A 21,878-nucleotide genomic window follows, 5' to 3' on the forward strand; every position below is an offset into this window, starting at 1 on the left:
AAGGGAGGACCACCCATGCCTGACAACAAGGCTCTACTCGAAGCCATTGATGTCCTGAAAGACGCTGCATCGGGTTATGCTAACGCCACAAAGGTCGAAAAGGCCTCAGATGGCCTCCTTGACATTCTTCTGACCGACCGAGCACTCCCGGCAAAAGTTCGCCTGTACCTGGAGATCCAGGAGATACGCAGAGGCTTCCACGATCAAGCCCGTATCCGTGGGCTGTTGGCCCTATTCGGCCGGCTCAACGATCCGATCCCGCGACGACGCCGATTGCGATCGCGCAGCCGCAAGAGGCCAGATCCCAGACGATAAAACTCAAATCAAAATCGCTCTGGTAAAAGCTGTTCGGGCTTGTCAGCCCGGCCCATTTCGAACGGGGATATGCATCGAGAATGAGTAAGAGCCCTCGTGGTGGTACTGCGGTGATGGCCCACCGCCTCGGCCAAGACGCCGACCACGCCCTACCCGACGCGGAACAATGGAGGAAGCTCGACCTCTTCCCGACGCCGCCGTGGGGAACAAGAGCCCTTTTCAAATACGTGATGCCCGCGCTTCAGCTCCCGCCGCGCATAAGAACCGTATGGGAGCCGGCCGCGGGATTTGGCCATATGAGTACCCCGCTTGCCGAATTCTCGCAGATGACGCTGGCCACGGACATTTTCCCCTATGGTCCGCACCTCGACGCCCAGATCGATTTCACAAAGGCTGATCCGAACACAGCACTGGTCGATTGGGTGATTACCAATCCGCCCTTCGATCACGCCTACGAATTCCTTGAGCAGGCGCTGCGGACCGCCCGAAAGGGAGTAGCCTTCCTCGTCCGCCTCGCATGGCTGGAAAGTCAGGGGCGATATAACAGCCTGTGGACGCAGACCCCTCCTTCTGTTGTCGCAGTTTTCACCGAGCGGCTTCCAATGTGCCTTGGAGGCTGGGATCCAAAACTCTCTACTGCGACAGCCTACGCCTGGTACGTTTGGACGCGAGATGACCAGGGCCAATGGCCGCGCGTGCAGACTCAGCCATTCTTCATCACGACGTTCCTCATCCCGCCGGGTTGCAAGGAAAGCCTGACGTTGCCGACAGACGTTGTGCTTGCCGAACGGTTTGTGCCCGGATGGATCTCCCCTTCAGAACGCAAACGGCAAGAAAAGCTCCAGAAGCAAGCAATACGGTTAATTGCTGCGGAGTGATCTCGTTAACCAAACAATGAATCCAGCAATAGAAGGCAGTTGATAGTCTGCCGCGGCGATAGATTGCGCGGAGTAAACGGGGGATAATGTGCCTTAGAAACTGTAGTCAACGTGTGAACAACTTTCGATCTGGACCGGTGATCTGAAACAGGGACTAATCCCCAGGAGCATCACATGATCGGACGTCTCGCGAGCCGCCGTATGTCACTTGAAGCGACCCTCTCCGTGATCGGGACTGCCGGTCGCAAAGATGATGCCGCCCGCATGTCCGGGTATCTCTACGAGCTCATGATGCGGGAAACATTTCGGGCCATAAACGACTTCGACATCCGGCATGGAATTTCCGGTGGCGCAGCCTGGGCCGATCACTGCGCGGTCACTTCGTTTCTGCAGGGCGCGCTCGAAAGCCTTACGCTCTATATCCCGGCCGAGTTCGACGGTCGCCGCTTCATCCCGGATGCCAGCATCCAGTTCAATCCGGGAAAGACGTCGAACTACTATCATGAGATCTTTTCCCGCACGTTGAACCGCGACACGCTTCGGGACTTGGCGGTGGCGCAGGAGCGGGGCGCCCGCTTCATCGTGAACCCCGGCTTTAAGAATCGGAACAGCGACGTCGCGAGATCGACCGCGATGCTCTGCTTCACCTTTGGCACATCGGCAGCCGCTGCCGTCGATTTCCGCCCCGGCGATGCTGGGTTCAGCGATAGCCGCGCTGGCGGCGTGAAGGACGGCGGTTCCGCCGATACCTGGACGAAGGCCACGTCGCAGTCCGTGAAACGCCACGTCAACCTGTTCAGGTTGGCGCAGGCCCTTGTTGCGTAAATATGAGTGAGAATTTCGCTATGACACAATCAGCCGATTGGACCATCTTCCGACGCCCGATGTGGGAAAACGAGACCATGCATGTCTTGTGGTACCGGGGCGAATCCCGCATCGCGATCTCAGAAGAGGAGAAAGCGCCGGGGAACAGTCTGTTGGCCAATGTGATCGTCGACCGACTCAACTCAGGAGCTGAGATCGACGAGTATCATGAGAGCGGAGACTGGATCATTGACCGCCCGGTGGGCACAGATCCTGACGACAACGGTGTCCTGATCCTGGACATCGACGGCGATGTCCGGATCGAAATTCTCGACTCAGAAGACGGAGAAGACAACGTGCGGCTCGCCATGCAAGTCGCGATGATTCTGAATACAACCGACTTCTCCAACCTGGCCTCTATCCCTCTCGTCCGCATCCCACCAACAGTACCCTCTCCCTTTGGCGAAACGCTTCCAATTCGAAATCACGGATAAGGCTACGGCGAATGCCGTGGTTAGGCAGCTACACCGGCATTCGTCCGAGATTGGCGTGTCGGTGCGGCAGGTCCTTATCCGGGACAGAAATTCCCAAGAGATTCTCGGCGTGGGCATCTTAGGCCGCCCTGTCTCCCAAATCCTCGACGATGGTCTGACCCTCGAAGTCAGTCGGACAGCGACGGACGGTACGCCGCACGCCTGCTCGGCGATCCTCGGGGCTCTGGCTCGTGAAGCGCAATCGATCAGGATTCGAGGTCATGCGGTTTACCGCCTAACGACCTATACCCGCATATCCGAGACGGGAGCCTCACTTCGGGCAGCTGGCTGGCGACTGGACATTCAGCACCACTCGCGGTTCGTTCGCCACGGGCTTGGGGTCAAACGGACGATCGTCCCCATCGAGCCTAAATCTTGGGCGCACAAGTCACGTTCCCGTCCCGCGCGACCTCTCGGTGAGCCCCGCCTACGATGGATCAAGCTTCTCCCGACGGCTCACAATGACAACGCCGCTTTCGAAATGGGACGTGCGGCGGCTTCTGCCCGAGCAAAGATCTCAGCCAATCCGTTCTCGTTCCCGGTTCTGCGAAACGACGGCGTATCCCAAGTTGACTTCATCGGCGCCGATCTTTGGGAAATCTGGCGGGAAGGCTACCGGATGATTGCGTCGCCTTAAGATTCTGGCTTCGCCTTGGGCGAACGAGCGCAACACTCACCAGCGCGGGCTGTAATCTCCCCAAAGCGCCACCAAGTGCGGCCAAGCAAATTGAGCAAGCGATCACTGCCGACGAGGCCCGCCATTCAAACCAAGCAACCCCATAAAGGAGGATCGCGAACCATGACGCAGTCCAGCCGGTTCACCGCCGATGATGCCAGCCATAGTCCCCTCTCCTGCCCTGGATGCAAGAACAGTGGTCGGATCGATATCGCCGCTTTAGTCTGGGTCCGGCAAACGCCGGACGGGACTGATCCCGATGCTTCTGAAGATCAGAGCCATGACTGGGACGATGGCAGCCAGTGCGTCTGCCGATGCTGCGGCCACACTGGAACCGTAGAGCAGTTCAGGATATCGACATAGCTTCTGATTTGGCCCGTGGATGAGGCTCCGCCAAATGGTGATCCTCATCTGCGATCACGCTATTGATCCCTCCTCGTACGATAAACCCGCAAATCAAAAATGCTCAGAACCTCATTTGCTCTTACGGCACTCGTTCTATCCGTCAGCCCGCTTATGGCTCAGTCCGTTACTGGCCGAGCCAGCGTGATCGACGGCGACACAATCGAAATTCGGGGTGCCCGGATCAGATTCCACGGTGCCGACGCCCCGGAAAGTGCCCAGACATGCCAGGGAGCAGACGGGAGAGCCTATCGATGCGGTCAACAGGCCGCGCTGGCTTTGTCTGACAAGATCGGGTCCTCGAATGTGACTTGTCGGCAAAAGGATATCGACCGGTATCAACGCATTGTGGCTCAATGCGCGGTTAATGGTACCGACCTCAACGGGTGGCTGGTCGAACAGGGCTATGCTCTTGCCTATCGCCAATACGGAACGGACTACGTTCCTCAGGAAGAAGCCGCCCGGAAGGCGAAGCGCGGTCTCTGGGCTGGATCCTTTACCCCGCCATGGGATTGGCGCCGCGGAGAGCGGGAAACCTCAACCCCTGTGCCGGCTCGTCCGACAACCTCTAGCCCAGGTTCAGTTGCCGGCGGCTGCAAGATCAAAGGAAACATCAGCGCAAAGGGCGAGAAGATTTATCATCTGCCAGGAAGCGGCAGCTATGAGCGAACCGCAATCAATGAGGGGGCAGGCGAGCGCTGGTTCTGCTCAGAAGATGAAGCAGTCGCAGCCGGCTGGCGGGCCCCCTGAGGATAACTATCCTTTCTCGTCCGCAAATCAGCAAAGGAAGCGGGCAAAGACTGCGGTCTAACTCGGGTATAAAACGTGTTATGATGCCTCAAAGGGCGACCGCACCTAAAAATGCGGAAAAATTGTAGTTGGGGCATTAACCGTGTTGAATTTCAGAAACTCCGGGAAGGTGGCCGTAGCCGCCTTTATTCTCTCGTCCATTTCAACAGCCGCGCTGGCGGTGGAGATCCGTGAGCCCAGCCCGAGCCATGTCTGGGAAGCCGCCGAGGACCAAATGTCTGCCGCGCTCGGAACCCCGGACACCGATGACATCGTCTTGACCCTAGCCTGCAACCAAAAAGGCTCCATTGACGTCATATTCGCCAATTACGCGCCCATGCCAGAAGGCAAGCAGGGCGATGGCGGTCCCGCAGGAATCACGCTCCGACGCGGCGGCAAGGAAGTGAGCCTCAAAGGATCGCTTGTTGAGAACGTTAGTACCGGCGAATGGGACCTCTCGGTTCAGCAACCCGTAAGGCATGCCCTCTTCGACCTACTCAAAGGTGACCTCATTGCTGAGATCGAAAAGGATGCTCAGTATCAGAAGCCTGGAGGGCAACGAGACTGGATCACGCTTAAAGGCGCTAAGGCAGTCATCGAGAAGGTCCAGGCTCGCTGCTCCGGTGCAACGCCACCGAGTGGCTCAACCATGTCCTTGAGTGCCGCCCCCAAAGAGCAGGTTGCGCCCAGCCAGAGTTCGGCAGCCAAAGCTCCTGGCAATGCGGAATTCGGCCGCTATGCCCTCGCGGACTCCTACCGCGGACCGGTCAAATTCCCCGACTTCAAGGGCCGGGACCGCGACGCCAACAGCTACAGAACCAGGATCCGGGAAGGCATGAAGGATGGCGCGAACTTCGCCGGGCGCCTCGCGATGATCGAGATCGGATGCGGCGCCGGCTGCCGCTTCGCGTACGTGGCTGATGTCGCTACGGGCCAAGTCTACAACTTCCCACTCGGCGGAGAGGACAACATGTACCTCGACCTGCATTATCGCCTGAACAGCCGCCTGGTAGTTGCTTTTTGGCAAACCGGCGGCCGCTGCATGAGGGAAGACCTGGAATGGGCCGGACAAACCTTCAAGCGCCACGGTGAACGGGACATCGGGCCCGAGGACGTCTGCTTTCAAATGCAGCAGCAATAAGCATCCCTCCCAGCCGCCACTCCAAACGAGCCTTTCGCCATGAAGCTTCTTTTCAAATCGGCAACCGCCGTTCTTCTCCTCGCCTCTACCTCTGCCCTGGCACTCTCCGATGCAGATCGGGAAGCCGCCATCAAGGCTGCAAAAGCTGGGTCGGTCGGTCGCTACATCGAATGCGGTATCGAGATGGGAAGCCCGGTCGAGCTCGACGTCACGCCGATGGATCTGAACGCCGACGGGGTGGAGGAGGTCATGATTACGGCCAGCCACGAAAATGGCGGCGCGGCATGCTTCAGCCATCTTGGAAGGAACAAGACCCTGATGATCAGGAACCGTAAAGGCGAATGGATCGCCAATCTCGGCTTCGATGCAGAAGACATCAAACCTCTGCCTGACCGGTCCAATGGATACCAGGATCTCGAGGTGGCCCGTGCGGGCGATTGTCGGCCTGTCTGGCGGCACAATGCCACTGAGTACCACATCTATAAGCAGTGCCAGAATGGCAAGCTCGTCATAGCCTCATCATGGAAGGCCGGAGGGTCACAGCCCAAGCGCCTTGAAGATACACTTGGCTGGGATAACGACGAGTTTTATCTGCACAATGGCTCGGGGATGTACGTCAGTATGGGAACCGGGATAATCCGGTACTCTACCCCGAAAGCCTCGATTGCCGGCACCGTTCAGGAAGGCACCGTTCTGTTTCGTGGCGAGTTCAAGAACGCGCCGGGCCTTGAGGCCCGGGGAACCGTCAGCGGCACTGCCTACGTGTTCAAGAAGGGGTGCGAACCGGCTCCATATCCCGTTTCCGGAACGTACGATGCATGGTCAGTGACCATGAGGGGGGCCGCGCCACGCCGCGCCAAAGATTCCTGCGCAATTTTGGAAGCGACAAAGAACAGCCCCCATTCGGTCCTTAGGTTTGAGGCACCCTCGGACTACTGAGGGACCCTCATGAAATCGACCTATCTTCCCCCAGCAGCATACTTGGCCTTTGCCGTCTATGTTTGGATTGATTTCACACACACGGCTCCGGATGGGTTAGGCAATCTCGGTCTGCTGCTGGCGACCTTTCCCGGAGCTGTGATGGGGGTAGCCCTCACATGGGCTCTGGGCCAGACCGGCTTTGTGCTTATTCCAAGTGGATTGGGCTACTACACCGCACACGCAGTTTACTTCTGTCCGGCGGCTCTGGTTACAGCTTATTTGGTCTACGTTGTCTGCTCCGCGCCAGGGTGGGTTTGGCGACGGGTAGTGCGCGCACGCCGAACACGGACTTAAACCGGCTACGAACTCGGGCTTTCCGTAGCGATCACCACTTCTCGCGGATCCTTATCCTCTCTCAACCCCAGAAACGCCGGATGACGCAGGATCCGATCCCGGGTCCATTCGGTGAACTCGACTTGCGCAAGAAACTTAGGTTTTACCCAGTGCACCTTTGCACGCATGTAGGTGCCCTTTGGCAATGTCGCCGTAGGTTTGGCCTGTTCTATCTTCCCTAGGCGCTTTTGGAAATCGATTAGGAATTCCCGGGAATACCCGGTGCCAACCTTCCCGGCATACCGGATCTCACCATCGGGAGTATAGTAACCGACGAGCAGCGCTCCGAAGCCGACACGGGACCGCTGCGGCTCAGTGTACCCGATGATGATGAACTCCTCGGTGTTGAGGCACTTTACCTTCAGCCAATCATCGCTCCGCGTCCCGGTATAGACCGACTCCCGCCGTTTGGAGATGATCCCTTCCAGGCGCAGCTGGCACGCCTGCTTGTATAGCGCCTTCCCTCCCCCGACCCGATGCTCGCTGACCCGGATTGTTCCGGGCGCCTTGGCTAAGAGCTTTGACAGTCTGCGCTTACGCTCCTCCAGCGGAAGGCCTCTCAGATCCTCGCCGTCAAGGAACAGCAGGTCAAACGCCACATAGACCAGATCCGCAGTCTGCTCCTTGGACAAGGCATCCTGCAGGGCCGCAAAGGAGCTGATCCCGTTATCGGCCAGTTTCACGATTTCGCCGTCAAGGACAGTACCTGACCGGCCAAATCGGGTGAATTCCTCAGCGAGTTCTGGGAACTTTACCGTCCAGTCCTGATCATTCCGGGTAATCAGACGGGCCCTTCCGTCATCCAGCCGGGCCAGCATCCGGTACCCGTCAAACTTCACTTCGTGAAGCCAATCGTCCGTATCCGGTGCCTCTTTTTCAAGGACGGCCAATTCTACTAGGATACGGCTCGGCAACGATGCAGCTGCCCGCCTTGATGTCTGTAATGAGGAGCGCGACTTGACCATTTGGTGAATCCAACAGTCGCCGCGGTCAGAGGTTCCGCGGTAACAATCCTGAAAGCCGCAGAGCATTACTGCCTGCGGCTTTTTCTATGCCTGCGTCATCAAACCCGCCTAACTGGAGGGCGGCAGCCCCTCTGAGACTCCGCCTATCCGAATCCTTTAGTGGATTTTGCCCTGGCGACCCCCGTTACGGGTCGGGAAGACATCGTGTTGAGATAGGTTGTTCTTGAGCGACTGGATACTGAAACCCATTCGAAGGTCAACGGCACACGACCAATTCCCCAAAAACGTATCCCAATTTTTGCGCTCGACCTTCGTGCTGCCCCTGGACAAGATGCCACGGACGTCCCTTCGCATCGTTTGCAGTGGAAGTTATCGCCACAGCCCTACCGTTCTTAAGTCGGGTTGCGATCTTGCCATTCGGAGAGTTTCGAACACTCACACCCGTATCTTCGGCATCGTGAACGACGCAGCTTTTTTGCTTCAGATCCGACGTCCTAGCGCCGGATGTTACCGTCTCGGAAGCCGATGCTTCTTCTGGCTGATCTTTATCTCCCTTGAAGCGCACACGACGCGGTCGTGCCGGATCCATTTCCGCAAGCTTCTCGTCAATCCAATCAGCATGACCGGCGATGTCTACAAAGGTCGTAGCACGCGCACATTTAGGAATTTCGCTTGGGCTGCCCCAATGGGCGATGGCGGCTTGCAGGTCGTTCGGCATCCATCCAGACAGAGCGCCGGTAACCTGGATTCCAACAAGGTAATGATTATTCTTCCCCTCCACTTTTTCGTCCGCGGCGGAGATTGTGATCGGAGAACCCGAGTCTCCCTCACAAATCAGAACCCCTTTTGGGAGGGAGACTCTATACCAGTGTGGCGCGTTCTGATGGCGAATAACGAGATCCAATGTGGCGAATTGGTAACCAGGTTGCTGGACATAGAGGCTGTCACGGATATGCCCAAAGTTGTAAAAGGTAGGCGCGTTTTTGGCAAAACTATCCGGCACGAAGTCTCTTGGAGCGGCAGTGACAGGAACGGCGTACTTCGAGCGTGAGGCCAGCAATATGACCGCGATATCGTGGTAGCGGTCTGTCTCCACCATAGCGACATCCCCAAGAACGGCATTCATCAGTGGATGAACCCTCCACGACTTGGCAGCGATGACCTCGCCCGCGAGCGGAGAAAGGCTGGTTATGAACTCGACTTCCACCCCCTTCACGTCCCTAAGACAGTGTCCCGCAGTGATGATGACATCCTTTGCGATCGCGGCCCCCAGGCATAGTTTATGGGTGGTGGTGTGGTTGTTTACGTACCCTCTGACGGTAACGAGGAACCTTTGGGCAGAGCCAAGAGGGTCCTTACTCAAGTCGGTACCGTTCACGATAGCGAACGCTGGATTGCCGATCACGAGGAAGCACACCATAAGGCAGAGCATCCTCGCGCGGGACGCAGTCAACTTGAACATGACACTCCTAAGACCAAAACGCGAGGCCGATAAACTTTTGCGACCATAATGACCGGTCGAAGTGATTGAAAGCATCTCGTGAAGCCGATCAATGGCTATTCAGTAGTGTCGATGAAGATCTGCATCCCATTCGTAGCGCGTGGCCGCCAGGTACGGGTCGATGCTTAGGGGCACGTCCGTCTCGTGCGGCGCCTCCAAGGATTCGTATCCGACTCTACCCCCGAATCTCGAAACCCGCCGTTTTGTCTCAGGAGGTCTGTCGTTCAACACTAACGGGCAGACTTCGGCAGAAACTGGAGAATCCCCTCGGGCCGGTCGATCGTTGGCTGCTCAACCCGATCCTGAACCTTATAGCCCAACGTCCGCGCAAACTCGGCGGCCCCTGTCATCATGGAATCGAAGATGCGGCCGTGACACACGGCAAAGTATTGAGCCATCGAGATCTCGTTGGCGTGACCGTAGCGGCCTTCATCATCCAGGGTCAGGAAGTCGACGAGATACTTGCCCTCAAAGGGTGTAATGACGGCCGGCACCTGCTTTGAGCAGAACACGAAGGTCCTGCTCGTCCCTGGCGCCCGGGTCTTCTTCTTCGGATTCTGCATTGAGTGGGACCAGGTTTCACCCTCGATACGGAAAAGCACCCCAGCCGAGTGGAACAAGATCGGTTCGGAATACTCAATCGTCGGGGTCATGCACTCGCCGTGCTGGCACCAGTCCGGCAATGGTTTTGCGATGGGCTTGCCAGGGAGACGAGTAGGCGATTGCGCGCCAGCCCCAAGGGACATCCCGACAAGGATCATGATGGTCAGAAGCAGTCTCATTTCAGTATTGAACCCCTGCGATGAATTTATACATGCCTCTTAGGCAATCCCGAGTTCCTTAAGTGCATCGGCAAGTTCCGGATGCATCTCAAAGCGCATGTGCCCCGTCTCCAGCTCTTTATCGCCAAGCTCTTTCACTAAGGCGCTCATATAAAACTCGCGGCCGTCCTTGTATCGGTCGAACTCCAATCCGATCGCTCTCCCGACCCGGGCGCCCAATTTGCCGTACAGACTATTCGTTGTTCTGAAGACGTCATAGCCCGCTGCCGCGGCAATCTGCGTAGCCGTTAGCGGCTCAGCGGCGTTCGCTTTAAGCATACTGACCTCGTACGGCCGGAGCGGATTGGATTTGAAGTAGCGGAGGTACTGCTCTGTCGTACCGACCCATGGCATTCTCCGCTTCTGGGCCTCGCCGCTCTGCCTGGCATCAACAAACGCCTGAGCGAACCCGAACGCCTCATCCAGCGTCTCACCATCCACAATACCGAGGCGGTCCTTGCCCTGCAGGATCGCCACTTCCGGCTTCCCACGGATTGTCGTCCCCTTCAGGACGCATCCTTTGTATTTCTTTTCCATGCCTATCCACCTGCTTGTTCAAAACACTTACCAAATCCCCAGCGTCTCAACCGCTCCCAAGAAGCAGGTGATCGACGCCAGAAGGACAAGCGCCATGCCCCTCATCTCTTGCACCCTGACAGGCGTCGATCAACAGACAGATCTCTCACAGGTCGCCAGTCTTTCGGCTAGTTTCCCAAGAGCAGAATTCGCGATCCTCTTTTCCCCCGAACGTTCAGGACTCCAGAACAGGTTCCCAAGGCTGCCGTCCATTCTGAACATGCTCGACGCCGGTCCAATACGATGGGCCATTCACCTCTGCGGAAGGGCAGTGCCAGAATTCATCGAAGCGGCAATTTCCGGGAAGGCTAAGGGATTGAACCAGGATGCTTTTCGCCTTGCCGTTCATCCCAATGTTTCCAGGATCCAACTGAATTTCGCATTTCGGAGATCGAAATTTGCGCTCACGGACCTGGATTCAGCTATCCATTCCATTTCCATTCCGGTGATCACCCAGGAGCATCGGGCCAACGCAGGGGTTTCGCTCTCAATCAAAGCACCGAACCACCAGGTTCTCTTTGACGCCTCAGGCGGACGAGGGATCGAGACGTCACAATGGTCACCGCCCGTCGATGGGAAAGTGTGCGGTTTCGCTGGCGGCCTGGGCCCCGAGTCCCTCTCCCGTGCTCTCCCAGCCATCAAACAGGTTTGTAATGGCCAAGTCTTCTGGATCGATATGGAATCGCGCATCCGGGACGAAAACGACTGGTTCGACTTGGATGCATGCGGGCGGGTTCTGGAGATTGCCCAAACCGCATAGTGCAGCGGGTCCAATGTCGGACGCCTGACCAAGAACGTGAAAAGGCGGCGGTCGCTATGACCGCCGCCCATTTTTATAAGGGGCTTGGCAATCCCGGGCGTCAGTTAGATGCTTCGACGGTTTGCCCAGATTGGATCAAGACATCATCCATCCCTGGCCCGAACCACTTGTCTTTGATCCCTTCAAGAATGTTCGAGTAATCGTCTGTCCAGGGTGCCCGGGACAAGTCCGGCTGAATCAGTTTCCACGTCTGGGCGATGGCTCCCAAATCCTCGCCCCTATGGCCGATCGCGAGCGTAATACTCGCTCCAGTCGCCTCCCCACTGGCCTTCGTCGCACCGGCATAGGTAACCAGGCCCGCCTCGGCCGCAGCTCGTGCAACGATTGCTCGCAGGTCCAGGTGCCGGTTGGAAATGTGCATCACGACCACGCCATTCGGGCTCATCCGATCCAGATAGGAGCGGATTGCCTCGACAGTGATCAGATGAGCCGGGATCGAGTCCGACGAGAAGGCGTCCAAAAAGACGAGGTCAAAACGATTGGTCTCTTTTTGCAGCGTAAGCCTTGCATCGCCATGGACGATCCTCGAATTGGGCGCACATTTCGCCATGAACGCGAATTGGGACGGATCGGTCGCAATCTCCGTCACCACTGGGTCGATCTCGAAGAAGGTCCAATCCTCTCCCGCCTTGATCGAACAGGCAATGCTGCCGCTTCCCAGCCCGACCGCTGCGACGCGATTTAGCTGTCCCCCCTGGGCACGTCGAACCGCCTCGATTCCAAGGACGTTCGATCCAGCCGAAGCGTAATAGGTCAGGGGCTGGGGCCGGCCGGCTACTGGCTTGCCGTCCGAAGTCCGAAGCCTCATCGCCCCATGGATCGTGCTGCCGTGGCGAATGTACCGGAACTGCCCGTCCGGAGACTCATAGACCTTATTGACGCCAAAGAACGACCGGTATGAGGTTGTCCCAACCACCAGATCCGACAGAACCGTCACGGTAAGAGCGCAGGCAGTTCCAACAAGGACCGCACCGACGGCTTTTCGCCAGGTGAGGATCAGGAGGATGATCAGCAACACCCCTGTGATAAACAGGATTGTTTCGCTCAGCCGATCGACCAAAAGGAGCAAAACGCCACATCCCACCAGCAGGATAGCTGCAGCGATACCCGGATAAGCCTCCTTAAAGGTGAGCTCCCTCCAAGCAACCTTCCGCCCGACGAAGAGAGCGGCCACCAGGAGGATTGGGTACTCAAGAACCCCGGAGAACAGGAATGGCGCCAGCAGGCCGCTGAATACGCCACCCAGCACCCCACCGGCGGACATCCAGACATAAAACGAGGTCAGGTTCCGGGCCGTGGGGCGACGCTCGTAGAGAGCTCGATGAGCGATAAAAGCGCTGATGAAGAAAACCCCTAGGTGGAGCCCCGCCAGGGCCAGTGTCTCCGCACCTTTCAGCAGCATCAAGAAAACGAAGGCGATCCCCCAGACCTGAACTGCCTTCAACTTTCCCGACGAGGCGAACGACCTCTCGCGGAAGGTCATGATGAAAGTCAGCAGGAACAGGGCCAAGGGCAGGACCCAAAGGAAGGGGGCAGAAGCCACATCGGTCGCAATATGGGCCGTGACGGCGACCAGCAGACCGGACGGCACCAGGGCAATGGCCATCCATGCCAGACGGTCCGACCATCCCACTGTGGCTCCCTCAATGTCATCCGTGGCGACAATCCCGCTAATCACTCGTCCCCGGCGGATCAGGTAAAAGCCACAAAGAGTGACGCCCGCTGCCAGCAGGCCATAGAGCGATGCCCAGAGAAGGCTTTGCTCGCCCAGCCGCAGCCACGGCTCGATCAGGAGGGGATAAGACAGAAGGGCGAGGAAAGACCCTGCGTTCGAGGCGGCATAAAGGAAGTACGGATCCGCAGATTGCTTGTCCCCGACCTGGCCAAACCACGCCTGGAGCAACGGGCCATTTGCCGACAAGGCGAAGAACGGCAGCCCGACCGACGCAGCGAACACGCCCAGTAGCCAGAACGCAGTCGCGCCTGACGGCTCCGGGTTTCCGAATGCGATGACCGTAATCGGAAGCCCTGCCATAGCCAGGGCCAGCAATTTCACATGGACCGCGACAGCAACGCCCCGGCGCATCCGCGTCACCAGCAGGTTTGCATAGGCATAGCCTGCCAGCAGCAGAGCCTGGAAAAAAACCATAGCGACGGACCAGACCGACGGAGAGCCCCCCAAGATCGGGAGCACCATCTTGGTGAACATCGGCTGCACACCGAAGAGCAGGAAGGAAGACAAGAAAATGGTGGTGGCAAAAAGGGGAAGCATCGTCGAGGCGCCCGCGTGGCTGGAATTGCGTTTATCAAGAAAAAGGCCGAGCGTAATGCCCGGCCTCCTTTCACCATCATGAAGTGACGGCAACTCACCATTTGAAGTTCACGCCGGCACGAACGACGTTGCCGGTGTTGTCGCTGCGAACATGGTAATCAGCGACCTCGCCCGCGGCTCCGACATCATACTTCGACGTGCCGAGATTGTAGTAGAGATACTCGAACTTGCCCGTCAGATTGTTCGTAATGGCATATTCAGTGCCTGCGCCAACCGTCCAGCCAGTGCGGGTCTCATCACCATTGCCGCTAATGGGCTCGAGAGGAGTCACCACGCGGCCAGTCGTCACCGTACCCTCAACGAGAGCGCTGTTCTTCACGTCGCCGAAGGCCAAGCCACCAGTTCCGTAAACGAAGAACCGATCCGCCGCCACGCCAAGGCGGCCGCGCACGGTGCCTAACCACTCAAGGCTGTTCTGGACCGTCACCGTTCCGTTGACAGTATACCCCGTGCCCTCAACCGTCCGCGGCATGGACAAGGCCTTCACGTCATCGAGGTAGCTGATGTCGCCTTCGATGCCGAACACGAGCAGACCCGTCTGCCAGTTGTAGCCAGCCTGGGCGCCGCCGATAAAGGTCTGGAAATCGTCCTTGGGACGAACCCAGCCGCCGAGCTCCGACACCGCGGTGTCGCTGCCGAATTGGCCCTGACTCTCGCCATACGCCAGGCCCGCATTGCCGCCGACATAGACACCGGTCCACACGAAACCCGGCTTCAGACTCTGAACAGCGGACGGCAGAATGGACGAGAACGACGGGGCAGAAAGATCAGCGGCCATCGAGGAAGTGCTGGCAAGAGCAAGCGCGATTGCAGCGGCGAAACCCTTCAGATGATTGTTCATGATTTGCGAAACTCCTGGTGTTCGATAGGCCGCTGTTATCCGATCGCCCCGCCCCTGTCTGCAATAAAACGGGCGAAGCCGAATTAAAAAGGGGGAAAGCCGATCGGTTTGGTAAAAGGCCTCACACCTTCCCTGAAGAGCCATCCAAATCTGGATCAATCCTCCTCAAAACCCCTGAAATTCCAGGGAATTCCTCTCGCGCCAGGAGGCGCTCCTATGGAGACATTTACGGTCACCGTCGCCTTCTATGATGCCTGGAGGGTCCAGACACTCGTGACGAAGGCAGAAACTCCCCTGAAGGCGGGGGAGAGCGCTATCCGTCTAGCCGACGGCCGACGGGTTGAACGCTACAAACTCGAATCGTGGGATCCCAGTGCCAGCTTCGTTGCCGGTATCCGTCCTGGCGGCAAACTGTCGGACAACAAGTTTGAATTGGATCCGGTACTCCAGGGCCCCATTCCGTTCCGCCTATCTGAGGAGTTTGCCACCGGGAGCCCGTGCTCGCGTGAGACGGCGCAGGGTTTGGTCGAGACACTGGCGATGCTGCGACTTTGGGCTGCCGACCAGCTCGGCGGCGCTGCGAGATGTACCCGCCTGCCTGATGACCATCCAATCAAACGAGCTTCGAGAGCACTCCAGGCCGCCAAGCGAGAAGGGCTGACCCTGTGAGCACGACTGCAACGCCGCCTTTTGGCGCTCCGGCCCCGGGCTCTGGTCGCAGGATGCTTGGGTTTCAACTCGCTGATCCGTCCGGGCACAACATCCAAGGCGACGACGAGGACCCTCTCAACCTCACGTCGTTTCAGATCATGACCCCCGCCTATGCGGTCGCCGCTATAGCAAAGCTTGGAGGCGATTCCCGGTATCTCCTGATGCCCATCTTTGAGGGAGACATCGAAGAACCCAGCCTCATCGGCCCTAGTGACACGGAGATCAGCGAATGACCAAACTCTTGAACCTCGACGAAATGCTCGACTGCGCCAAGGAAATCGGCCTTCCGCAAGCTGACATCTGGGCGGGTGAACTCGAAACCATCGGTTCGACTATGGCCGCTGCCATCGCGGATAAGCTCGGGGTGATTGCCGGTGATGCCTCCGCCGAGGGTGTAGCCTTTGCTGGCACCTGCGCACCATTCAATCCGGCCTTTGAGGGGCAGCCATGCCCCGACGCTCTGGACCAATTTGATCCGGATGGTGACTGGAGTACCGGGGGCGCGACGGACGAGGGAGACGGCGAGAATGCTTGAAGACCATCTCAATAATGCCCGTGCCGTTCTGAAGGCCGCTGGCTTCTCGAACTATCACAACTATCGGCCCTATGAGGATTTCGACCGCTGGCTCAACAATGACCAAGCCGTTGTGATCACGCTCAACCGGGACGATGGGACATTCTACGCCCTGTACCGGGCTGCCACAGTTCCAGGGGGTGAGCTTGAGACGTCTCCGAACCCGGTCCAGAGCGGCGACCTCCAGTCACTGACTGCCGAGACGATCACTGAGATCGTCCGAGGTTTCGACACGACATTCGTCTCTCCGCCCAAGCCCGCGCCCGCTCCGCCGAAGCCACAAAGGCTCGACCTTAAGAAGGGAGCCCGGTACCGGGTTTCCAAAGAAGGGTCCCATTTGGGACGCTGGGAACCGCATCCAAGCGGAGGCATGATAATGAAACAGGTCGAGCTGCCCGTTGGCGCGGAAATCACCTTCCTTGGGCAAAACCAAGGTCCTGGGTCCGACCCAGGATATGTGCAGACCTTCTCCCATGGCGAGGAAATCGGAGACTTTTGGCCAACAACGGTCATGGGCCTCGGCATTGAGGCGGAGTGGCTTGAGGCGATTTGACGAGATTTCGGTAGGTAGATCTACCTTTCGCCCGCAACAGTAATCCCTTGTCCACCGATTGCTGCTCGCCATCCCTCGACAATTCACATGAGGTCTTCAATAAGCTCGCTGCAGTCGGTTTAATTCGCTGCACGACGATCAAAGGTGTAAATCATGAAGTTGAAGTTTGGCCTCGCTTTGGCCGCTCTTACCATCGCGACCTCCCCTGCTATGGCAAGAGATCCGTTCGCAGGCGGGTATGGAGGCAATGACGATGTCTGCGCAAAGAATGTATCGTGCAGCTTGGAAATCGATCCAGTCGCCGGCGGGAAGTCGTACACTGTTGTCTTCGAGGCGGAACAGCAGGGTCGCAGCCCAGACGGTCTCATTACCCGCAAGACCCTCTGCAAAGTCACCGCGCAGCTGGCGCGGGACGGTAAGCGGCTCAAAGGCGCATTCCCGGATGGCAAGCCGATCGAGATCGCCCTGGCAGGGCCTGCCACTGTAGCGGTCAGCAAAACCTCAACCCGTCCTTGCGGCGTGCCGTTTCCGATTAGCGGCAAGTACGAAAACTTCGTGGATTACTGAGCTTCGGGTCGGTCACCTGATCGGGTGGCGCTTCCATGTAGCCAACGTGACTATCAGGCGAGGGAGTGGAAAACACCCCTCGCCTTTTCATTTCCGCTGAGTTGAACGTTCCTCAGCGAAGGTCTGCATCTCCCAAAGCCCTGATTGGCTGAGAGCGACAATTCAAAACCCCAGGAAATCTCCATGACCTACCCTGTGTTCAAACCAGCGGTGGAATACCCGCTGCGCGCCTTTTTGGACCTGTCCACCGCGCACCTTCGGCCAGAAACGGTTGCACATCTGAATACGCTTGAGAACGACGAGTTGCCGTTCTCGGGCGGGGTCACCCAGCACGGCTGGCTGGTCTATGCCCCACACGAGGCGGACCTAAAGGCCTATCCCAAGTGCCCGCCAGAGATCGTCGACGCCATGAAGAAGGCCCGTGAGCTCGGCGCCGATTACGTTCTCTACGACAACGAGGCTGATCCGGATCCGAACGTTCTTCCGGTTTTCGAGCACTGAACCGTCCTACTCCTCTTTCGAACGAGGTGCTTTCATGACGCCCCGACATGTTCAATCCGCCGCCGACGCACTGGCGCAGCGCGGAGCCATTATTGCCCATCACGACGAAATCGCCGCATCGCTCACCGTTGGTTCCAGAGTTCAGATCTTCACGCCTGATGCGACCAATCAGACGTGTGAGCTTGTGATCGAGACCAGCGATGATCTCCAAGCCGTTTTCACTGCCCTGCGCGGGAGATTCCAGACCCGGCTTCAATCCCTGGATGCGCGCCTCCATGACCTTGGCGTCGACACCTCGCAACTCTCCTCCATCGACTGAGCTACGTGCCGCCAGGAGTTATAGACCATGTTCCAAGAACAGATCGCCAGTCGATCCGACAACCCCTTCCTGATGCTGCGGGCAAAGCTGCATGACCGTCTCGGTCCCCAGGGCCGCGAGACAGTTCGGGCAAAAGCCACTCAGGCCGTGTTCGATGCTGAGCTCCGAACCGAAGTCGATCCTTGGGTTGAGTTCGCACATGAAGGTTACAAATTCCGCGTCCGGAATGCTGGCGACGATCTCGAAGTCGAGTTGATTGGTGAGCCGACCCTGAATGAGGCCCTCGCTGCCCGCGGGCTGTCTCATAAGCGGGATGCTCTAACCGGCGCCGACGGGCGGCACACGATCAAGGACGCCTCAGGCACTGTCGTCGGCCGCTACACGGCAACAGAGGCCTGGGCCGAGGTAATCAACGACACCAAGCGTCCTCTGCCCGATTTCGATCCTTCCAAGGTAAGGATCGAGCGCCACCGGATGAGCGTCACGCAAGGCGAGGCCTCGGTGTTCTATGATGAGCGGCTCCTCAATCGCTACGGCGACCAGATCAAACTTCTTGAAAAGGAAGCCACCGCGCCGGCTGGGGCCCAAGTGATTGGCGGTTACCACGGGTACGGCGATCAAGAGTGGATCGATGCGGCTCGCCGCGTGATCACGCGCGGCTCCTGGTAGGGGCCTGCCCCATCCCTCATTCACACTAGGCTATCGATGCCCCGGATTTCTGCTACCGTCCTTCAGACAACCTTCGACTTCGATCTCTTCATCGCAGATCCTGTTGTCGTAACGCCTGCGGTTCAGTCTCCGATCTTCGGGGTTGATGCAGCACCGCTTATTCCTCCCGTCAATGACAATCAGGTTGCTCTCACGACCGAAGCCCTGTTGGAGGTTTTGAAGCAGAAGCTAAGTAGGTCGCCATAAGACTTGCAACGCGAGAGCCTCGGGTGTTTGCTGGGGAGCATGCAACACCATGATCACTCTCCCGAGACGTGGCTCGATGAGGCGGATCGCACGCGGCTGGCTGCCGCGCTGGCTGGCGCCCGCGAGGCTCGTGTGTATCGCCGCCTCGAGGCGCTGCTGCTGGTGGCCGAGGGGCATCCCGTGGCCGAGGCAGCCCGCCGCTGCCGGGTCAACCGCTCCAGTGTGCATCGCTGGCTCGTCCAGTACCGGGCCGAACATGAGACCACGGCCCTGATCGACCGGCCGCGCAGCGGACGTCCCCGCCGTCAGCCGAGGCTCACGCCGCAGCGCCTGGCCGCCGCCCTGGCGCGCGATCCGCGCCGCTGCGGCTATCAGGCCACGAGCTGGACGGTGCCGCTGCTGGCCCACGACCTGGCCGCCAAGGGCCTCGCGGTCAGCCCGCGCACGCTGCGGCGCCGCCTGCACGAGGCCGGCTATCGCTGGAAGCGGCCGCGCTATGTCTATGTCGCGCGCGCGGCGCATCTGGCGCAGAAAAAGGGGGGATCACCCGACGTCTGAAAGCCGGCCGGCACGGGGGAGATCGGCTGCTGTGCCTCGACTGGTCCCTGCTGCGGCTGTTTCCGCCGCTGCGCGCCACCTGGGCGCTCAAGGGCACCCAGGCTCTCGTGCCGATCACCGGGCGCAATGCCAAGCGGGTGCTGTTCGGGGCGATTGATCTACGGACCGCTCGCCGGGTGGTGCTGATCCGCACCCGCGCCGGTCAGGCCGATGCCCAGGCGTTCCTGCGCGCGTTGCGGCGCCGCTACCGGGGCGCCGGCTGGCTCTGGCTGCTGACGGATCGGGCCAGCGCCCACACCGCCCCGCAGACCCAAGCCCTGGCCGCCCGGCTGCGCATCCGGTTCGTGTGGTTGCCCCGGCAGGCGCCCGAACTGAGCCCGATGGATCAGCTCTGGCGCGAGCTCAAGCGACTGGTAGCGGCCAACCGGCAGGCCGCGTCCATCGATGCTCTGGCCGCCGAGGCCGCTGAGTGGGTTCTGAGGCTGACGCCGCAGCAGGCGCGCCGCAAGGCCGGCATGCTGTCCAAACGCTTCTGGCTCAGAACGCTGTTGCAGGACTTTTGGCGACCTACTTAGTCATTTTCGCATCTGGGATGAGCCGCATCGGCGATCTGGAAGCGGGAGCGTTCGTCTGGAAGAATCTGAAGAGCCGCGGGATCGGCGTTGAAGCAGGAGAACTGTCGAGCACTGCCATCGAGGCAATCGCCGAAGCGGTCATTCTGCACAAAACCCAGATCTTCGTGGACTCTGGTGCTTTCAGTGAGTTCAAACGCTCCCTCAAAGGTGCTTCGCGGCCTCAACCCATAATCTGCGACCTCTTTTCAGATGAGACCGAAAGACTCCTCGCCGGATGCCCGACAGTGGACTTCACCCGAGTTTGGCAGCGATATGAGTGCATTAAGGCGACAATCGCCTACTTCCTCAATGGTGACAGCGGCATCGACGGGTCGGCCACACCCGACGAGCCTGACTACCCTCGTCCTCTATTCGTAATGCCGGATGTAGTAGGAAATCAGAGCGTCAGCATCGCTCTGGTGGAGCGGTACCGGTCCTGGATTCTGGAAGAGATCAACCAGGATCAGTCTATCCCGATTATCCCGATCCAGGTCGGCGACCTGACACTCGCTCAGGCATACGCCAGAATTGTTGAGATTCTGGACAGCGACAGATGGGTGGTCGGAATTCCATCGAATGAGAAGGCGGTTACACCCGACGAACTCCGGGACTTCATTCGGCAATCAAGGCCCAGCCGCGTCCATTTCCTTGGCGCAGCATCATCGAAGACCCTTGAGCCGAAGCTGCGGATCCTAGCGGATGTCGGCCATGATCCCTCTCACTTGACCGCGGACGCCAATATTTGCCGGTCCTCTGTTTACGGGAAAGACATCGACAAGAGCCGATTCCGTGCCATCGTCGAAACGCTCTACAGGCGCTCCGCTGAAGCTCAATCGATTGCCGGCGAGCATCCCACCTGGAGGAAGACTAAGCCAGGCGACCGCCTTCCGGATGGAACGTGCCTAGTCCTGAAAGGCCTGAGGTGTAGCCTTCAGGCCAAGCAGATCGCCACTCAGCACAAGGGCGGCAGAGTCATTCCCGACGGCCCGCTCCGGTTTGCCGTCACGGCCGCGTAGCCCCTTTTAGCACCCTCGTCGACACGGATCATCTCATGTCCCGAAACTCTCCCGGCGCCAGCCAGATGGCGTTCGACTTCGATGCCTTGTTCTCCCCGCAGCCAACGATGCCCGAGGCTGTGAAAGAAGCAGTTAAGGACGCAGTATTTGCCTACAGGAATCCGATCGAGCCTCCTTCCGGAGACGCTCAATCCAAACCGTGGGCTGACCGCTTAGAAGGTGTCGAGGACAAGACCCCTCGGATTCTCGAAATCGACGGCATCCGTGCCATCTGCACTCCCGACCGATGGATGTGCTTCTACGCCATCGACCCGGGCAAGCCGTTCATCAGCGAAACCGGCTTCATGTCCGGCTGCAGCAGCCGCAAAGGATCCTCAGAAGAAACCTTCCTGGCCCTGCTCACCGAGCGACGCAAACAGCACAAGGGCAAGCTGCCGATCCCGGCGACGACCTATAGATTGCCCGAACCAGGGGAAGATGGCCCGCAGCCCGCAACCGGTGCACTCCTCGCGCTGAAGAAGCTCAAGACCGACCCATACAATGCCGCCTTGATTATCGAAGGGAACGGTCAATGGGGCGATGGCAAGTGTTCCGAGCACGGAAAGCCCGACCTTCTGAAAGAAGGTACCCTAGGCCTTCTGCCTGACGGCTTTGATGTCGAGGTCGATGCCAAAGGGCACGGGTTCGCCCTCGTCGCTCCGAACGGTCGCCGGTGGCCAGATGCAGGATCCTACTTCCCAGCTCTGCATAACATCCGGTGCGCCGTCACACGCCAAGCCCGCGACGATGCGGAAACCGGAGCCCCCTTCTTCTACGAAACCCTTCCGCAAGCAGCTTGAACG

At 58.8% G+C, this 21,878-nt stretch carries 26 protein-coding genes; 20 read left to right on the forward strand and 6 right to left on the reverse strand.

The features are described 5' to 3' along the window. Positions 1–15 precede the first annotated feature (15 nt). The 8 genes from NF876_RS00645 to NF876_RS00675 all read left to right on the forward strand — a co-directional run bounded on the left by NF876_RS00645 (position 16) and on the right by NF876_RS00675 (position 6,477). A complete protein-coding gene (locus NF876_RS00645; protein WP_262267087.1) occupies positions 16–315 on the forward strand; it encodes a hypothetical protein in 300 nt (99 codons plus the stop codon). Between the two features lie 113 nt (positions 316–428). Beyond that, a complete protein-coding gene (locus tag NF876_RS00650) occupies positions 429–1,193 on the forward strand; it encodes an SAM-dependent DNA methyltransferase (RefSeq protein ID WP_262267088.1) in 765 nt (254 codons plus the stop codon). 174 nt (positions 1,194–1,367) lie between these two features. Then, on the forward strand, positions 1,368–2,018 hold the full coding sequence (locus NF876_RS00655; protein WP_262267089.1) for a hypothetical protein: 651 nt from the start codon (positions 1,368–1,370) through the stop codon (positions 2,016–2,018). Positions 2,019–2,038: 20 nt separating this feature from the next. Then, positions 2,039–2,491, forward strand: a complete 453-nt coding sequence (locus NF876_RS00660) for a hypothetical protein (RefSeq protein WP_262267090.1) — start codon at positions 2,039–2,041, stop codon at positions 2,489–2,491. Next, positions 2,457–3,167: an XF1762 family protein gene (locus tag NF876_RS43315; RefSeq protein WP_373371411.1), complete on the forward strand. Its 711-nt coding sequence runs from the start codon at positions 2,457–2,459 to the stop codon at positions 3,165–3,167. Before NF876_RS00660 ends, NF876_RS43315 begins: the two co-directional genes overlap by 35 nt. Positions 3,168–3,752: 585 nt before the next feature. After that, positions 3,753–4,358 (forward strand): thermonuclease family protein, encoded by a 606-nt coding sequence (locus NF876_RS00665; RefSeq protein ID WP_315974986.1) that lies wholly within the window; start codon positions 3,753–3,755, stop codon positions 4,356–4,358. A 142-nt stretch (positions 4,359–4,500) separates the two neighbouring features. Then, complete coding sequence (locus NF876_RS00670; protein ID WP_262267092.1) at positions 4,501–5,538, forward strand: hypothetical protein; 1,038 nt, start codon at positions 4,501–4,503, stop codon at positions 5,536–5,538. Between the two features lie 39 nt (positions 5,539–5,577). Beyond that, a complete protein-coding gene (locus NF876_RS00675; RefSeq protein ID WP_262267093.1) occupies positions 5,578–6,477 on the forward strand; it encodes a hypothetical protein in 900 nt (299 codons plus the stop codon). A 341-nt stretch (positions 6,478–6,818) separates the two neighbouring features. On the opposite strand, the gene ligD is transcribed toward NF876_RS00675, so the two are convergent. The 4 genes from ligD to NF876_RS00695 all read right to left on the reverse strand — a co-directional run bounded on the left by ligD (position 6,819) and on the right by NF876_RS00695 (position 10,676). Beyond that, positions 6,819–7,817 (reverse strand): non-homologous end-joining DNA ligase, encoded by a 999-nt coding sequence (gene ligD / locus NF876_RS00680; protein WP_262267094.1) that lies wholly within the window; start codon positions 7,815–7,817, stop codon positions 6,819–6,821. Positions 7,818–8,073: 256 nt separating this feature from the next. Further along, entirely contained in the window at positions 8,074–9,279 is a 1,206-nt protein-coding gene (locus NF876_RS00685) for a trypsin-like serine peptidase (RefSeq protein WP_262267095.1), read from the reverse strand. A gap of 269 nt (positions 9,280–9,548) precedes the next feature. Beyond that, on the reverse strand, positions 9,549–10,079 hold the full coding sequence (locus NF876_RS00690) for a hypothetical protein (RefSeq protein WP_262267096.1): 531 nt from the start codon (positions 10,077–10,079) through the stop codon (positions 9,549–9,551). A 60-nt stretch (positions 10,080–10,139) separates the two neighbouring features. Then, complete coding sequence (locus NF876_RS00695; RefSeq protein ID WP_262267097.1) at positions 10,140–10,676, reverse strand: hypothetical protein; 537 nt, start codon at positions 10,674–10,676, stop codon at positions 10,140–10,142. Here NF876_RS00695 and NF876_RS00700 point away from each other — a divergent pair. After that, positions 10,660–11,475 (forward strand): hypothetical protein, encoded by an 816-nt coding sequence (locus tag NF876_RS00700; protein WP_262267098.1) that lies wholly within the window; start codon positions 10,660–10,662, stop codon positions 11,473–11,475. The two genes, NF876_RS00695 and NF876_RS00700, sit on opposite strands and share 17 nt — an antisense overlap. Positions 11,476–11,575: 100 nt before the next feature. Here the strand turns inward: NF876_RS00700 and NF876_RS00705 are convergent, their stop codons facing one another. Together NF876_RS00705 and NF876_RS00710 are read right to left on the reverse strand one after the other, a co-directional pair. Further along, the gene (locus NF876_RS00705) at positions 11,576–13,900 is read right to left on the reverse strand and encodes a fused MFS/spermidine synthase (protein ID WP_262267099.1); all 2,325 of its coding nucleotides are present in this window, start codon (positions 13,898–13,900) and stop codon (positions 11,576–11,578) included. A 1-nt stretch (position 13,901) separates the two neighbouring features. Next, positions 13,902–14,708: an outer membrane protein gene (locus NF876_RS00710; RefSeq protein ID WP_262267100.1), complete on the reverse strand. Its 807-nt coding sequence runs from the start codon at positions 14,706–14,708 to the stop codon at positions 13,902–13,904. A gap of 216 nt (positions 14,709–14,924) precedes the next feature. On the opposite strand from NF876_RS00710, the gene NF876_RS00715 reads away from it, so the two are divergent. The 11 genes from NF876_RS00715 to NF876_RS00765 all read left to right on the forward strand — a co-directional run bounded on the left by NF876_RS00715 (position 14,925) and on the right by NF876_RS00765 (position 21,875). Next, entirely contained in the window at positions 14,925–15,377 is a 453-nt protein-coding gene (locus NF876_RS00715) for a hypothetical protein (protein WP_262267101.1), read from the forward strand. A gap of 271 nt (positions 15,378–15,648) precedes the next feature. Further along, the gene (locus tag NF876_RS00720) at positions 15,649–15,954 is read left to right on the forward strand and encodes a hypothetical protein (protein ID WP_262267102.1); all 306 of its coding nucleotides are present in this window, start codon (positions 15,649–15,651) and stop codon (positions 15,952–15,954) included. Further along, positions 15,947–16,546 (forward strand): hypothetical protein, encoded by a 600-nt coding sequence (locus NF876_RS00725; protein ID WP_262267103.1) that lies wholly within the window; start codon positions 15,947–15,949, stop codon positions 16,544–16,546. The genes NF876_RS00720 and NF876_RS00725 overlap by 8 nt, the downstream gene beginning before the upstream one ends. 153 nt (positions 16,547–16,699) lie before the next feature. Continuing rightward, positions 16,700–17,113, forward strand: a complete 414-nt coding sequence (locus tag NF876_RS00730; RefSeq protein ID WP_262267104.1) for a hypothetical protein — start codon at positions 16,700–16,702, stop codon at positions 17,111–17,113. 183 nt (positions 17,114–17,296) lie between these two features. Then, positions 17,297–17,614 (forward strand): DUF5983 family protein, encoded by a 318-nt coding sequence (locus tag NF876_RS00735; protein WP_262267105.1) that lies wholly within the window; start codon positions 17,297–17,299, stop codon positions 17,612–17,614. 34 nt (positions 17,615–17,648) lie between these two features. After that, positions 17,649–17,933 carry a hypothetical protein gene (locus tag NF876_RS00740; protein ID WP_262267106.1) on the forward strand — a complete coding sequence of 95 codons (285 nt, stop codon included), beginning with the start codon at positions 17,649–17,651 and terminating at the stop codon, positions 17,931–17,933. A gap of 27 nt (positions 17,934–17,960) precedes the next feature. Next, complete coding sequence (locus NF876_RS00745) at positions 17,961–18,602, forward strand: hypothetical protein (protein WP_262267107.1); 642 nt, start codon at positions 17,961–17,963, stop codon at positions 18,600–18,602. Positions 18,603–18,887: 285 nt separating this feature from the next. Beyond that, positions 18,888–19,406, forward strand: coding sequence for a helix-turn-helix domain-containing protein (locus NF876_RS00750; protein ID WP_262267108.1), 519 nt, complete (start codon positions 18,888–18,890; stop codon positions 19,404–19,406). Positions 19,407–19,435: 29 nt separating this feature from the next. Beyond that, a complete protein-coding gene (locus tag NF876_RS00755) occupies positions 19,436–19,981 on the forward strand; it encodes a transposase (protein ID WP_262267140.1) in 546 nt (181 codons plus the stop codon). Then, complete coding sequence (locus NF876_RS00760) at positions 19,966–21,036, forward strand: hypothetical protein (RefSeq protein WP_262267109.1); 1,071 nt, start codon at positions 19,966–19,968, stop codon at positions 21,034–21,036. Before NF876_RS00755 ends, NF876_RS00760 begins: the two co-directional genes overlap by 16 nt. 65 nt (positions 21,037–21,101) lie before the next feature. Then, positions 21,102–21,875 (forward strand): hypothetical protein, encoded by a 774-nt coding sequence (locus NF876_RS00765; RefSeq protein ID WP_262267110.1) that lies wholly within the window; start codon positions 21,102–21,104, stop codon positions 21,873–21,875. Positions 21,876–21,878: the final 3 nt, after the last annotated feature.

This window comes from Microvirga yunnanensis (genome assembly GCF_025460875.1).

What these genes read in the sequence shown, in the direction of transcription:
- NF876_RS00645 (WP_262267087.1), top strand. Translation starts at nt 16, where the DNA reads ATGCCTGACAACAAGGCTCTACTCGAAGCCATTGATGTCCTGAAAGAC.
- NF876_RS00650 (WP_262267088.1), top strand. Translation starts at nt 429, where the DNA reads ATGGCCCACCGCCTCGGCCAAGACGCCGACCACGCCCTACCCGACGCG.
- NF876_RS00655 (WP_262267089.1), top strand. Translation starts at nt 1,368, where the DNA reads ATGATCGGACGTCTCGCGAGCCGCCGTATGTCACTTGAAGCGACCCTC.
- NF876_RS00660 (WP_262267090.1), top strand. Translation starts at nt 2,039, where the DNA reads ATGACACAATCAGCCGATTGGACCATCTTCCGACGCCCGATGTGGGAA.
- NF876_RS00675 (WP_262267093.1), top strand. Translation starts at nt 5,578, where the DNA reads ATGAAGCTTCTTTTCAAATCGGCAACCGCCGTTCTTCTCCTCGCCTCT.
- ligD (WP_262267094.1), bottom strand. Translation starts at nt 7,817, where the DNA reads ATGGTCAAGTCGCGCTCCTCATTACAGACATCAAGGCGGGCAGCTGCA.
- NF876_RS00685 (WP_262267095.1), bottom strand. Translation starts at nt 9,279, where the DNA reads ATGTTCAAGTTGACTGCGTCCCGCGCGAGGATGCTCTGCCTTATGGTG.
- NF876_RS00690 (WP_262267096.1), bottom strand. Translation starts at nt 10,079, where the DNA reads ATGATCCTTGTCGGGATGTCCCTTGGGGCTGGCGCGCAATCGCCTACT.
- NF876_RS00695 (WP_262267097.1), bottom strand. Translation starts at nt 10,676, where the DNA reads ATGGAAAAGAAATACAAAGGATGCGTCCTGAAGGGGACGACAATCCGT.
- NF876_RS00710 (WP_262267100.1), bottom strand. Translation starts at nt 14,708, where the DNA reads ATGAACAATCATCTGAAGGGTTTCGCCGCTGCAATCGCGCTTGCTCTT.
- NF876_RS00715 (WP_262267101.1), top strand. Translation starts at nt 14,925, where the DNA reads ATGGAGACATTTACGGTCACCGTCGCCTTCTATGATGCCTGGAGGGTC.
- NF876_RS00720 (WP_262267102.1), top strand. Translation starts at nt 15,649, where the DNA reads ATGACCAAACTCTTGAACCTCGACGAAATGCTCGACTGCGCCAAGGAA.
- NF876_RS00725 (WP_262267103.1), top strand. Translation starts at nt 15,947, where the DNA reads ATGCTTGAAGACCATCTCAATAATGCCCGTGCCGTTCTGAAGGCCGCT.
- NF876_RS00730 (WP_262267104.1), top strand. Translation starts at nt 16,700, where the DNA reads ATGAAGTTGAAGTTTGGCCTCGCTTTGGCCGCTCTTACCATCGCGACC.
- NF876_RS00735 (WP_262267105.1), top strand. Translation starts at nt 17,297, where the DNA reads ATGACCTACCCTGTGTTCAAACCAGCGGTGGAATACCCGCTGCGCGCC.
- NF876_RS00740 (WP_262267106.1), top strand. Translation starts at nt 17,649, where the DNA reads ATGACGCCCCGACATGTTCAATCCGCCGCCGACGCACTGGCGCAGCGC.
- NF876_RS00745 (WP_262267107.1), top strand. Translation starts at nt 17,961, where the DNA reads ATGTTCCAAGAACAGATCGCCAGTCGATCCGACAACCCCTTCCTGATG.
- NF876_RS00750 (WP_262267108.1), top strand. Translation starts at nt 18,888, where the DNA reads ATGCAACACCATGATCACTCTCCCGAGACGTGGCTCGATGAGGCGGAT.
- NF876_RS00765 (WP_262267110.1), top strand. Translation starts at nt 21,102, where the DNA reads ATGGCGTTCGACTTCGATGCCTTGTTCTCCCCGCAGCCAACGATGCCC.